Consider the following 12038-nt stretch of genomic DNA (forward strand, 5'->3'; position numbering starts at 1 on the left):
CACTCGATGCAGAGCCGCGGAGGATGGTTGCCAAAATCGGCGGCTTTCGTCATATATGGATAGGCTTGGGTGTCCCCCTCACGGATGGGGCTCCCGCCCTCCTCTCCACTCAATCAACGTCGCTTTGGATCATGTCGTCTTTCAGTCACGCGCCCTCCTCGTGAGGGCCTGCGCGGAGCCTTCTTCGATGCGAGCCATCTTGCTGGTTTCGTGGGTGCTGGGCGTATGGACCGTGTATGTCCAGGGCGGGGAAGGTGATCCGTTCCCGGAGGAGCGGCGGACTTCGATGACGTCGTCGAGGGTCGTCGGGTCGCCCGAGCCGCCGCTCCCGTTTCGCACGGAGAAGGCGTTCCCGAATCTGGTGGTGGAGCAGGCCCTGACGTTCGAGCGCGAACCTGGGGCGGACGCCTACCTGATCCTCCAGCATCTCGGCGGTTGGGCGCCGCCGGGGCGACTACTGCGCGCGGCCGATCGCCCCGACGTGGACCGCTTCGACGTGCTGCTGGACTTCGGTCCCGAGACGATCGCCTACGGCCTGGACTTCCACCCGAGCTATGCGGAGAACGGCCTGCTGTTCGTCGGCGTGAACACCCGAAAGGCCGACGACGTCCACGTCACCCGCGTGGTCCGCTACACGGTCGATCGCAGGCCCCCGTTCGCGATCGATCCCGCGAGCGCGCTGACGATCATCGAGTGGGAGTCGAACGGGCACAACGGCGGCGACGTGGCCTTCGGCGGCGACGGCCTGCTCTATGTCAGCTCGGGCGACGGCACGGCCGATTCCGACCTCGACGATCGAGGGCAGGACCTGACCCACCTGACCGCGAAGATCCTGCGAATCGACGTTGACCGCCCGGCCCCCGGCGCGGCCTACGCCACTCCACCGGGCAACCCGTTCGTGCACATCCCCGGCGCGCGGCCCGAGACCTGGGCGATCGGCCTGCGCAACCCCTGGCGGCTCTCGTACGACAAGGCCACCGATCAGCTCTGGACCGGCGTGAACGGCCAGGACCTCTGGGAGACCGCCAACCTCGTCGAGCGCGGGGCGAACTACGGCTGGAGCGCCACCGAGGGGAGCCGCCCGTTCCTCGCCGACCGCAAGCTGGCCCACGCGCCCTTGACCCCGCCGACCGTCGAGCACCACCACGCCGAGGCCCGCTCGCTGACCGGCGGCCTGGTCTACCACGGCGCGAAGCATCCCGAATTGAAAGGCGCTTATATCTACGGGGATTACTCGACCGGCAAGGTCTGGGCGGTAAAGGTCGAGGGGGGGCGCAAGGTCTTCCACCGCGAGATCGCCGACACGCCGTTCCAGCTCACGGGCTTCGGGCTGGATTCGGCCGGCGAGCTGATCCTGATCGACCACCGGACCGCCTTCCACCGCCTCGTCCCATCGCCGCCGGAAGACGTCGAGGCCGCCTCGCGATTCCCCCGCAAGCTCAGCGAGACCGGCCTGTTCGCCTCGACGCCCGCCCGCACCCCCGCGCCGGGCGCCGTCCCCTACGACGTGAACTCGCCCCTCTGGTCGGACGGCGCGCTCAAGGAGCGGTTTCTGGTGGTGCCGGGCCTGGAGAAGATCGAGTACGCGGAGACGAACGGCTGGACCTTCCCCGACCGTACGGTGCTGGTGAAGACCTTCCTGTACGACCTGTCCGGCGACGGTCGCGACATCCCCGCGCCCGTCGAGACCCGCCTGCTGGTGAAGGAGCAAGGCGAGTGGGTCGGCTACACTTACGCCTGGAACGACGAGCGCACCGACGCCGCCCTCGTCGACAAGTCGGGACTCGATCGGACCTTCGACGTGGTCGCCGGAAACGGCGGGAAGCGGGCGCAGGTGTGGCGTTATCCGAGCCGCGCCGAATGCATGGTCTGCCACTCGCGGGCATCGAATTTCGTACTGGGTCCCTCCACGCCGCAGATGAACCGGGAGTACGACCACGGCTCCGGGCCTGAGGACCAGATCGACCGGCTGCAACGGTTGGGCTACTTCGCGAACGATCCCCCCGCGCGCGCCGAGCGGGCCAGGTTGGCGGACCCTCGCGACCCTGCGGCGCCGCTCGATGCGAGGGCGAGGGCGTACCTGCACGCCAACTGCGCGAGCTGCCACGTCGAGGCCGGCGGCGGGAACGCGGCGATCGACCTGAGCGCCGGAGCCCCCCCGCATCGGCTGGGGATCGACATGACGCCGCGACAGGACGCCCTCGCGACCCCCGGCGCGAAGATCCTCGCGCCGGGCGATCCGGACGGCTCGACGCTCCTCTCCCGGATGGCGTTCCGGGGGTCCGGCCAGATGCCGCCGCTGGCGACCGATCAGGTCGACGAGGACGCCGTGGCGATGCTCCGCGAATGGATCGCCCGGCTGCCCGGCTCCGGCCCGCCGACCGCGCCGCGTTGAGGGGTCAGCGGGGCACCTCGTAGTGGAGCTGCGCGAGCCCGGCGTCCAGGAGCTTGAGCGACGCGAGCCGCAGCGGAGGCATCGCGATCGTGCGGGGGAGGAGCGGGGCGCCACCGCCCAGCGTCACGGGCGCGACCTGCACGACGATCTCGTCGAGCAGGCCCTGGTCGTGGAACCGGCCGACCAACTCGCCCCCGCCGAGGAGCCAGACGTTCTTGCCGGCGGCCGCCTCGACCATCCGCCGGTGGACCGGGCCGACGTCCCCGCTCACGAAGCGGACGTCGGCGTCCGGGACGACGGCCCGCGAGCGGGAGGTGAAGACCCAGGTCGGCGGCTCGTACGGCCAGGGCTGCGGGGCGTCGGAATCGGGCCGAATGTGGTTGTCCAGCAGCCACTGGTAGGTCGTCCCCCCCATCGCGATCGCGCCGACGCCGGCGAGGAACTCCTGGTGGTCGCTTCCCGGGTCGCCGAACTGGAGCAGCCAGTCGAGCGAGTTCCGCCGGTCCGCGATGTAGCCGTCCAGGCTGGTCGCGGTGTAATAGATCGTCTTCATGCGGCGGGCCTCGCCTGGATGGGGATAAGACGTCGCGTGGGGCTCGACGCCCGACTCAGGCTCGCGGGTCGCCGCCGATCCAGAAGCGTCCCATCGGGGTCATGCTGACGATGGCGAAGGCCGGGCGGGTGTGGTGCTCGGGCGAATAGGCCATCGCGACCGCCCGGTAGCGGCCGTCGAAGAAGGGCTTGTCGGCGTCCACGGACCAGTTCCCGGAGGCGTCGGCCCGGGTCACGTCCAGGGCCCGGACGGTGGTCAGGTCGGAGGTCCGCCCGACGTAGACGCGGACGCTCGCTCCGGGGGCGGCGGTGCCGGAGAACGTCGGGCGGTCCCCCTGGACGAGCAGGTCCGGGCCCCAGTTCGCCAGGGTTCGCTGCTCGGTCGCGGAGGTCGGGGCCCAGGTCGACGGCGAGGCGTTCGTCAGCCGGCCTTCCAGCTCCAGGTCCTCGAGCAGCGGGGCCTGCTCGGCGAGGGTCGTGGCGATGAAGTTGCGATACCAGAACTGCACGCCGGTGACGCCGCTGTGGGTCGCGTTGGTGCGGGACAGGTTGTAATAGTGGATCGGTGCGTCGCTGCGGCTGGGGACCGGCACCTGGCCCCAGAGGTTGTAGCCGCTGGCGTTGATCTTGTGGACGTCGCGGACGTCGGTGTGCTGATAGAACACCTCGGTCTGGTCGACGTTCGCCGGGATGGAGATGGTCGGGTCCTTGGCCGTCGCCTGGTAGTTCGAGACGATCGCCCGAGCCAGGACGCCGACCGGGTTCTTGGACGTGCTCATCTGGCCCGGGACGTAGTTGTTGGCCGCGTGCGGGTCGAGGAGCGTGGCCTGGATCCAGCCCCCGCGCAGCTCGGCCGGGGTGGACTCCTCGAGCTTCGCCAGGGCGACGGCGTTGACCAGGGCCCCCTGGCTGTGGCCGATCATGTGGAGATCCACCACCGTATCGTCCGAGAGCTGGTCGAGCATCCGCTGGAGCTGGTTCACCAGTTTCTGGCCCTGGGGCGCGGCGTGCCCCGGCTGGTGACTCTCGCTGATCCAGTTGTACGGAATGACGGCGTCGTAGCCCTCGGCCTCCATCAAGCGGCCGATCTGGAGCTGCCAGGGGGAGCCGTAAGTCCAGTTCGTGTTGATGATGCCGCCGTGGGTGACGACGCCGATCGTGAATTTGCGGAACGAGGCCGTCCGCGCGGGGTCGGTGTCGGCGCCGGGGGCGGCCGGGTTCGCGACCACCAGGACGTAGGGACGGGCGACGTCGATCGGCAGCCCCCCCGCGACGGGAATGGTCAGCTCGTGCGAACCCGGGGTCGAGGCCGATGCGGGGGCTTCGTAGAGGGCGAGCCGGGCGTCCGAGGAGTCGAAGGAGGCGTCGCTCGACCGATAGACGCCGAACCGCAGGGGCGAGCCCGCCTGCGCCGTCGGGTCGGCCTTGTACGCGATCGTGACGCCCTTCGAATCGTGGGTGGTGGCCGAATCCATCACGACGGGCGAGGCGGCGGCCGTGGCGCTCAGGGCCAGCCGGTCCTCCAGCGTCTCGGGCGGTGCCAGTCGAAGCGCGGCGGGCCGTCGGGGGCCGCGGCGGCCGTCTCTCTTGGCGAACGGGAACATCGACCACTCTCCCTTGGGGACGGACGCTCGGTTCAGGTCCGCCCGGCGATCGTCTCGGCGGCGGCCTCGGCCCGGAAGTGGGGCGCGAGCGTCGCGAGCGATCCGGCGGCGGGCGCGGCCTCGGGGCGTTCCCCCTTCCGCGATCCGATCATGAGATTACGGATGTAGATGAAGACGCCTATCGATTGGCCCACGGCGAAGACCGGGTCGCCGCGGGAAATCGCGTAGGAGAAGAGCAAGGCCGCCCCCAGCAGGCTCAGCCACCAGAAGGCCGAAGGCACCACGACTCGGCCCTCTCGCTCCGACGCCATCCACTGCACGACGAACCGCGCCGTGAACAGCCCCTGACCGACGAAGCCGATGATGAGCCAGTTTGAATAGGTAGACATCATTCCCAGATCGTCCCGACGAAGCGAGGCACGCCCGCCGTCCCTCATAACGGCGTCAGGCCGCGAGTTCCCCGGTGCGGCGGCGGTCGAACGCCTCGTCGGCCGCGACCGCCGGCTCCGGGACGTGGGCCTCGAACGCCTCGTAACGCAGGGGGCGCCGCATCAGCCAGGAGACCCCCAGCAGGTCGACCACCACGCGGAACGATCGATTGCGGAAGTTGTAGTGCGAGGCTCCGTGCGGCCGGGCGCGGTGGTTCACCGGGACCTGGACGACCTTCGCCCCCTCGCGGATCAAGAGCGGGCCGAGGAAACGATGGACGCCGTGGAACAGCGGGAGCCGCAGCGCCAGGTCGCGCCGGAAGATCCGGACCGAACAGCCGGTGTCGCGGATCGACTGGCCGAGGACCGCGTTGCGGACCCGATTCGCCCACCGGCTGACCAGCCGTCGGCTCCACTTGTCGCGGCGCAGCCGTCGCCAGCCCAGGGCCGCGTCGTACCCCGGCAGCTCGCGCCAGAGGGTCTCCAGGTCGGCCGGGTCGTTCTGAAGGTCGGCGTCAAGGGTGGCGATCCAGGCCCCCCGCGCCGCGCGGAAGCCGACGGCCGTGGCGCCCGACTGGCCGACGTTCGCCCGCAGGCGGATCGGCCGCAGTTCGGGGTGGTCCGCCTCCAGATCGCGGAGGACCTGGGGCGTGGCGTCGGTCGAGCCGTCGTCGATGATCAGGATCTCGAACCCGCGCAGCCGGGAGGCCGCGGGCTCGTCGCGACGGCAGAGCGGGCGCAGGGCCGCGACGATCTCCGTCACCAGTTGCGGGAGGCTCTCGGCCTCGTCCTTGGCCGGCACGACCACCGAGAGGAATGGGGGCGGACCTTCCGAGGATTCGGCGATCGCCGCCCCCTCGTCCCGCCTCCAGGTCCGGGGGGGTCGGCCGGAGGGATCGAAGAAATGCGGCCGTCCCGTGGGTGTCGACTTCACGGCGAACCTCCTTGGTCGTCGGAAATTCCGCCCTGGTACGGTCGATGGACCTGGGGCGTTGAGATCGACGTTTCTCGTCCGGCGGCGTCCTCGCCCCGGCTTCCTCTCGCCGACCGGTCCCTGTCGTCGAGAGATAGGATCAGACTTGGCGGGCGGTATTCTCCACGGATTTCCCGCGCCGTCCAGGCGGATTTGCCCCCGGGGCGCCCCTCGTAAGGGATGGGTCGCCTTTTCCGGCCGAGGATGGGATACTTGTTCATCAGCCGAAGGAGGGGCAGTAATGGGACGTTGCATCGCGATCGGGCTCGGATTCGTCTGGACTTTCGTACTCGTGGCCGGGGGGGCGCCCGCCGCGCTCGCCCAGGATGAGCAACCCGCCGAACTGCCGCCGCCCGCGACTCGCCAGGTCGATTTCGCGAAGGACGTGGCCCCCTTGCTGGAGCGCAGCTGCCAGCGCTGCCACGGCCCGAAGAAGCACCAGGGGGGCCTGGTCCTGCACGATCGCGAGCGAGCCATGGCCGGCGGCGACAGCGGCCCGATCATCGAGACCGGCCGCTCCGCCGAGAGCCTCCTGATCCAGGTCGTCGCCCGCACCGACCCCGACTACGCCATGCCCCCGGAAGGTGCCGGCGACCCCCTCACCGCCGACGAGGTCGGCCTCCTCCGCGCCTGGATCGACCAGGGCGCGGACTGGGGCGACGAGGCGTCGGCCGAGTCGCACGCCGGCTCCGACCACTGGGCGTTCCTCCCCCCCCAGTCCCCGCCGATTCCCGAGCCGGCCCTCGCCGACCGGGCTCGCAACCCGATCGACCGCTTCATCCTCGCGAGGCTCGAACAGGAGGGCATCGAGCCCTCGCCAGAGGCCGACCGCCGGACCCTGATCCGCCGCCTGAGCCTCGACCTCGTCGGGCTGCCGCCGACCCCCGATGAGATCGACGGATTCCTCGCCGACGACCGTCCCGACGCCTACGAACGCCTGGTCGACCACCTGCTGGCCTCGCCCCGCTACGGCGAGCAGTGGGCCCGGCACTGGCTCGACCGCGCCCGGTACGCCGACACCAACGGTTATGAGAAGGACCGCGAACGTTCGATCTGGCCCTACCGCGACTGGGTCGTCCGGGCGCTCAACGCCGACATGCCCTTCGATCGGTTCACGGTCGAGCAGATCGCCGGCGACCTCCTGCCGAACCCGACCGTCGACCAGCTCGCGGCGACGGGCTTCCACCGCAACACGATGATCAACGAGGAAGGCGGGATCGACGTCGAGGAGTTCCGCTTCGCGGCCGTCGTCGACCGCGTCGCCACCACGGGCTCCACCTGGCTCGGCCTCACCATCCAGTGCGCCCAATGCCACACGCATAAATACGACCCGATCACCCAGCGCGAATACTACCGCCTCTTCGCCTTCCTCGACAACGCCGACGAGCCCGAGATCGAGATCCCCGACCCGGAGATCGCCGCCCGCCGCGACGCCATCGAGGCCCGCGCGAGAGAGATGGAAGCGGCCCTCGCGGACCGCTATCCGACCGAAGGCCCCGATTCGCTCGCGTCCCGGCTCGCCGCCTGGGAGGCCTCGCTCCGCCCCACGCGCTGGACCGTCGCGACGCCGATGAAGGTCGTTTCTCGCAAGCACGCCACGATGACCGTGCTGCCCGACGGCTCGGTCCTGGCCTCGGGCGACAAGCCGAACAACGACGTCTACGAGGTCGACCTCAAGGTCGAGCGGCCGGGGGTCACGGCGATCCGCCTCGAAGTCCTCCCCGATCCGAGCCTCCCCGAAGGGGGCCCCGGCCGCGCGCCCCTCTTCCAGGTCGGCGACTTCCTGCTGACCGAGGTGAAGGCCGAGGCCCGTCCCGAGGGCTCGTCCGGGCCGCCGACGGACCTGAAGATCGCCCGCGCGACCGAGGACTTCGCCGCGCAGGGGCGCTCGGCCGCGCTGGCGGTCGACGGCGTCACCGACACGGGATGGAGCGTCTCCGGCGGCGTCGGCAAGCCCCACGCCGCCGTCTTCGAACTGGCCGAGGACCTGGGCGCGGGCGAGCTTCGGCTGACCCTCCACCAGGAGTTCATCCACCAGACCACCATCGGCCGGTTCCGCATCTCGTTCGCCTCCGATCCCCGCCCGATCTCCGCGTCGGGCGTCCCCGCCGCGATCGAGGAGATCCTGCTGACGCCCCCCTCCGGCCGCACCGAGGATCAGGCCCGCGCGCTCGCGGCCCACTACCTGTCGATCGCCCCCGAGACGACCGACGCCCGGAAGCCGATCGACGCGCTCCGTGCGTCGGCGCCCCGATTCGCCACGACGATGATCCTGCGCGAGCGGGCGGCCGAGCACGCGCGGACGACCCATATCCACAAGCGCGGGGAGTTCTTGAAGGTCGCCGATCCGGTCGAACCGGGCGTCCCGGCGGTCCTCCACCCCCTACCCCCCGGCGCGCCGGCGGATCGGCTGACGTTCGCCCGCTGGCTGGTCGCGCCCGAGAATCCGCTGGTCGGCCGCGTCGCCATGAACCAGGCCTGGCAGGCGTTGTTCGGCCGGGGCCTGGTGACGACCCCCGAGGACTTCGGCACCCAGGGCTCGCGACCCACCCACCCGGAACTGCTCGACTGGCTGGCGACCGAATTCCCCCGACGAGGCTGGAGCCTCAAGGCCATGCATCGGCTGATGGTCACCAGCGCCACCTATCGCCAGGACAGCCGCGCGACGCCGGAGCAGATCGCCCGCGACCCGAGGAACGAGCTGCTGGCGCGCGGGCCTCGGTTCCGGGTGGGGGCCGAGACGATCCGCGACGTGGCCCTCGCCGTCGCCGGCCTGCTCGATTCGCGGGTGGGCGGGCCCAGCGTCCGGCCTCCGCAGCCCGAAGGCGCGACCTCGCTGTCGTACGGCCAGGAGGCGTGGAAGTCGAGCGTGGGAGCCGACCGCTACCGTCGCGGCCTCTACACGTTCCTCAAGCGGACCGCGCCCTACGCCGCGTTCGCCACGATGGACGCCCCCACCCCCGAGGTCGCTTGCATGCGCCGGGAACGGTCCAACACGCCGCTCCAGGCGCTGGCGATGCTCAACGACGTCGTCTTCATCGAGGCCGCGCAGGCCCTCGCCCGACGGATCGTCCGCGAGGCTCCCTCGCCGTCGCCCGACGACCGGCTCGATCGCGCGTTCCTCCTCGCGCTGGGCCGCCCCCCCCGCGACGACGAGCGCCCGCGCGTCCTCGCCTACTACCACGACCAGCTCGCCCGCTTCCGCGACGGCGGCCTCGACGCCGCGCAGGTCGCCGGCGCGAACGTCGAGGCGGCCCCCTCGCCCCTGCTCGCCGCGCCGGAGGCGGCCGACGTCCCCGACCTCGCCGCCTGGACGGCCGTCGCCCGCGTGCTCCTGAACCTGGACGAGACCGTGACCAGGGAATGATGAATCCTCGCGTGGAGCCCCGCCATGTATCACGATGAGATCCGACGGCCGACCCCCGACCGCCCCGTCCATGAGTTGGTCTCGCGGCGATGGAGCCCCTACGCGTTCTCCGACCGGCCCGTCTCCCACGGCGACCTGCTCGCGCTGTTCGAGGCCGCACGCTGGGCCGCCTCATCCTACAATGAGCAGCCGTGGTCGTACCTCGTCGCGACCAAGGCCGACCCGGAGGCGTTCGCGAAGGTCCTCTCCTGCCTGGTCGAGGGGAACCAGGTCTGGGCGGCGGCCGCGCCGGTGCTGGCGATCGGCTGCACGAAGCGGACCTTCAAGCTGAACGGCAAGCCCAACGCCGCCGCCGAGCACGACCTGGGCGCCTCCAGCGCCAGCCTGACCGTCGAGGCCACCGCGCGAGGCCTGTACGTCCACCAGATGATCGGCATCCTCCCCGACAAGGTGCGCGAGGCGTTCCAGGTCCCCGAGGACGTGAAGCCGTTGACGGGGATCGCCATCGGCTACCTCGGCGACCCCGCGACCCTCCCGGAGAACCTCCGCCCTCGCGACACCGAGCCCAAGTCCCGCAAGCCCCTCGCCGAGTTCGTCTTCGGCGACGCCTGGGGGACCGCCTCGCCGCTGATGGGTTGAGCCGGGCGGGACGAGTCTCCGCCAGGTCCGAAAACGGCGAGATTCGGGCTCGGGCCGCGCGTAGGATACGGCCATGGAGCTTGAGCCCGACCTCTGCCACCGCGTCCTGACCGCCCGCGACGCCCGTTTCGACGGGCTGTTCTTCGTGGGGGTGACGTCCACGCGGATCTACTGTCGCCCGATCTGCCCGGCGCGGACGCCCAGGCGGGACCGCTGCCGGTTCTTCCCCGGCGCCTCCGCCGCGGAGCAGGCGGGGTTTCGCCCTTGCCTGCGATGCCGCCCGGAGCTGGCGCCGGGCTCCGCGCCGGTGGATGCTGTCGGCCGGACGGCGCGGCTTGCGGCGAGCCGGATCGGCGCGGGGGCGATGGACGAAGAGGGGGGCGTAGAGGCCCTCGCCGGCGAGATGGGCGTCGGCTCACGGCACCTCAGGCGGGTGCTCCGCCAGGAACTCGGGGTCTCGCCGGTCGCGCTCGCCCAGACGCATCGCCTGCTGCTCGCGAAGCAGCTTTTGACCGATACGGCGATGCCGATCATCGACGTCGCGTTCGCCAGCGGGTTCTCCAGCGTCCGGCGGTTCAACGCCCTGTTCCTCGCCCGGTATCGGCTCACCCCGCGCGACATCCGCAGGTCGCGAGGACGGGAGATCGCCGGCGGCGAGATCCGGCTGACGCTCGCGTACCGTCCTCCGCTCGCCTGGGATTCGATGCTCCGGTTCCTCGGCGATCGGGCCGTCGCGGGCGTCGAGGCCGTGGTCGGCGGGTCGTACCTGCGCACCGTCGCGATCGGCGAGGCGCGGGGTTGGCTGAAGGTCGAGCCCGACGCGGCCCGCCACGCGCTCCGGGTGGAGCTGCCGATGAGCCTGGCGCCCGCCCTGCCCCGCGTCCTCGGCCGCCTCCGCGACCTGTTCGATCTCGACGCCCGCCCCGACGTGATCGACGACCACCTGGGCCGCGACGCTCGGCTCCGCGGCACGGTCGCCGGGCTCCGCGTCCCGGGGGCGTTCGACGGCTTCGAGCTGGCCGCCCGCGCGGTGCTGGGCCAGCAGGTTTCGGTGCGCGCGGCGACGACGCTCGCGGGGCGGTTCGCCTCGGCCTTCGGCGAGCCGATCGAGACCCCGTTCCCGCAACTCGACCGTCTCGCCCCCTCGCCGGCGCGCGTCGCCGAGGCCGCCCCCGGCGAGCTGGCCGCCCTGGGGCTGGTCGCGGCCCGGGCGGAATGCCTGGGTGCGTTGGCGAAGGCCGCGCGCGACAGGCTCGTCTCGCTCGAGCCGGGGCCGGACCCCGTCGCCTGCATGGAACGGCTGACGGAGATCCCTGGCGTCGGCCCGTGGACCGCCGCCTACATCGGCATGCGCGGCCTGCGCTGGCCGGACGCCTTCCCCCACGCGGACCTCGTGCTGCGCAAGGCCCTGGGGGGGCGGACCGCTCGCGAGGTGCTGGAAGCGGCCGAGCCGTGGCGGCCCTGGCGGGCGTACGCGGCGATGCGTCTTTGGAACGGGTCGGGAAAACTCGAAGGACGGGAGGAGGCGCGATGACGAGCGACGGGACGATCTATCATACGACCCTGCGGAGCCCGATCGGCGATCTATTGATCGTGTCGAACGGCGAGGCCCTCACGGGGCTGTACACCGAGCAGGCCCGCTACGCGAGGGCCGTCGAGGACTCCTGGAAGCCGGACCCGGGTCCGTTCCGCGAGGCCGAACGCTGGTTGCAAGCATACTTTGAAGGCGAGCCGAGCCCGTTCGACCTGCGGATCGCGCCGCGAGGGACCGACTTCCAGCACGCCGTCTGGTCCGCCCTGCGGACGCTTCGCTTCGGCGAGCGCGTCGGCTACGGCGAGCTGGCGCGTCGTCTCGGCCGGCCGGGCGCCGGCCGCGCGGTGGGGCACGCCAACGCCCGGAACCCGATCAGCCTGGTCGTCCCCTGCCACCGGGTCGTCGGCGCCGGGGGCGGGCTCACCGGGTACGCCGGCGGGCTGGACCGCAAGCTGTGGCTCCTGGAGCACGAGGCGAGATGCGCGGCCCGCACCGGGGCGTCGAGGTGGTCGTCCGCCGGGTGAACTGCGATAATGGAACGGGTCG

Annotated in this window: 9 protein-coding genes; 5 read left to right on the forward strand and 4 right to left on the reverse strand. The window is 71.5% G+C overall.

Features of this window, described 5'->3' with window-relative positions; genetic code table 11:
• Window positions 1-187 precede the first annotated feature (187 nt).
• On the forward strand, window positions 188-2395 hold the full coding sequence (locus tag VT85_RS22410; protein WP_197490937.1) for a PQQ-dependent sugar dehydrogenase: 2208 nt from the start codon (window positions 188-190) through the stop codon (window positions 2393-2395).
• A 4-nt stretch (window positions 2396-2399) separates the two neighbouring features.
• Here VT85_RS22410 and VT85_RS22415 read toward each other — a convergent pair whose 3' ends face one another.
• The 4 genes from VT85_RS22415 to VT85_RS22430 are packed head-to-tail and all read right to left on the reverse strand — an operon-like array spanning window position 2400 to window position 5913.
• Window positions 2400-2948, reverse strand: coding sequence for a dihydrofolate reductase family protein (locus tag VT85_RS22415; protein WP_068420186.1), 549 nt, complete (start codon window positions 2946-2948; stop codon window positions 2400-2402).
• Between the two features lie 55 nt (window positions 2949-3003).
• Window positions 3004-4551 (reverse strand): hypothetical protein, encoded by a 1548-nt coding sequence (locus tag VT85_RS22420; protein ID WP_068420188.1) that lies wholly within the window; start codon window positions 4549-4551, stop codon window positions 3004-3006.
• A gap of 32 nt (window positions 4552-4583) precedes the next feature.
• Entirely contained in the window at window positions 4584-4940 is a 357-nt protein-coding gene (locus tag VT85_RS22425; RefSeq protein ID WP_082859036.1) for a lipid-A-disaccharide synthase N-terminal domain-containing protein, read from the reverse strand.
• 55 nt (window positions 4941-4995) lie between these two features.
• Window positions 4996-5913, reverse strand: a complete 918-nt coding sequence (locus VT85_RS22430) for a glycosyltransferase family 2 protein (RefSeq protein WP_068420190.1) — start codon at window positions 5911-5913, stop codon at window positions 4996-4998.
• 280 nt (window positions 5914-6193) lie between these two features.
• Here VT85_RS22430 and VT85_RS22435 point away from each other — a divergent pair, with 280 nt between their 5' ends.
• The 4 genes from VT85_RS22435 (at window position 6194) to VT85_RS22450 (ending at window position 12016) form a co-directional block, all read left to right on the forward strand.
• Complete coding sequence (locus tag VT85_RS22435; protein ID WP_068420192.1) at window positions 6194-9319, forward strand: PSD1 and planctomycete cytochrome C domain-containing protein; 3126 nt, start codon at window positions 6194-6196, stop codon at window positions 9317-9319.
• Window positions 9320-9343: 24 nt separating this feature from the next.
• Window positions 9344-9958, forward strand: coding sequence for a nitroreductase family protein (locus VT85_RS22440; protein ID WP_156513031.1), 615 nt, complete (start codon window positions 9344-9346; stop codon window positions 9956-9958).
• Between the two features lie 73 nt (window positions 9959-10031).
• A complete protein-coding gene (locus VT85_RS22445) occupies window positions 10032-11492 on the forward strand; it encodes an AlkA N-terminal domain-containing protein (protein WP_068420194.1) in 1461 nt (486 codons plus the stop codon).
• On the forward strand, window positions 11489-12016 hold the full coding sequence (locus VT85_RS22450) for a methylated-DNA--[protein]-cysteine S-methyltransferase (RefSeq protein ID WP_068420196.1): 528 nt from the start codon (window positions 11489-11491) through the stop codon (window positions 12014-12016). The genes VT85_RS22445 and VT85_RS22450 overlap by 4 nt, the downstream gene beginning before the upstream one ends.
• Window positions 12017-12038: the final 22 nt, after the last annotated feature.

The sequence above is a fragment of the Planctomyces sp. SH-PL62 genome (assembly GCF_001610895.1).
Taxonomy (GTDB): domain Bacteria; phylum Planctomycetota; class Planctomycetia; order Isosphaerales; family Isosphaeraceae; genus Paludisphaera.

What these genes read in the sequence shown, in the direction of transcription:
- VT85_RS22425 (WP_082859036.1), bottom strand. Translation starts at nt 4,940, where the DNA reads ATGTCTACCTATTCAAACTGGCTCATCATCGGCTTCGTCGGTCAGGGG.
- VT85_RS22410 (WP_197490937.1), top strand. Translation starts at nt 188, where the DNA reads ATGCGAGCCATCTTGCTGGTTTCGTGGGTGCTGGGCGTATGGACCGTG.
- VT85_RS22445 (WP_068420194.1), top strand. Translation starts at nt 10,032, where the DNA reads ATGGAGCTTGAGCCCGACCTCTGCCACCGCGTCCTGACCGCCCGCGAC.
- VT85_RS22450 (WP_068420196.1), top strand. Translation starts at nt 11,489, where the DNA reads ATGACGAGCGACGGGACGATCTATCATACGACCCTGCGGAGCCCGATC.
- VT85_RS22420 (WP_068420188.1), bottom strand. Translation starts at nt 4,551, where the DNA reads ATGTTCCCGTTCGCCAAGAGAGACGGCCGCCGCGGCCCCCGACGGCCC.
- VT85_RS22440 (WP_156513031.1), top strand. Translation starts at nt 9,344, where the DNA reads ATGTATCACGATGAGATCCGACGGCCGACCCCCGACCGCCCCGTCCAT.
- VT85_RS22415 (WP_068420186.1), bottom strand. Translation starts at nt 2,948, where the DNA reads ATGAAGACGATCTATTACACCGCGACCAGCCTGGACGGCTACATCGCG.
- VT85_RS22435 (WP_068420192.1), top strand. Translation starts at nt 6,194, where the DNA reads ATGGGACGTTGCATCGCGATCGGGCTCGGATTCGTCTGGACTTTCGTA.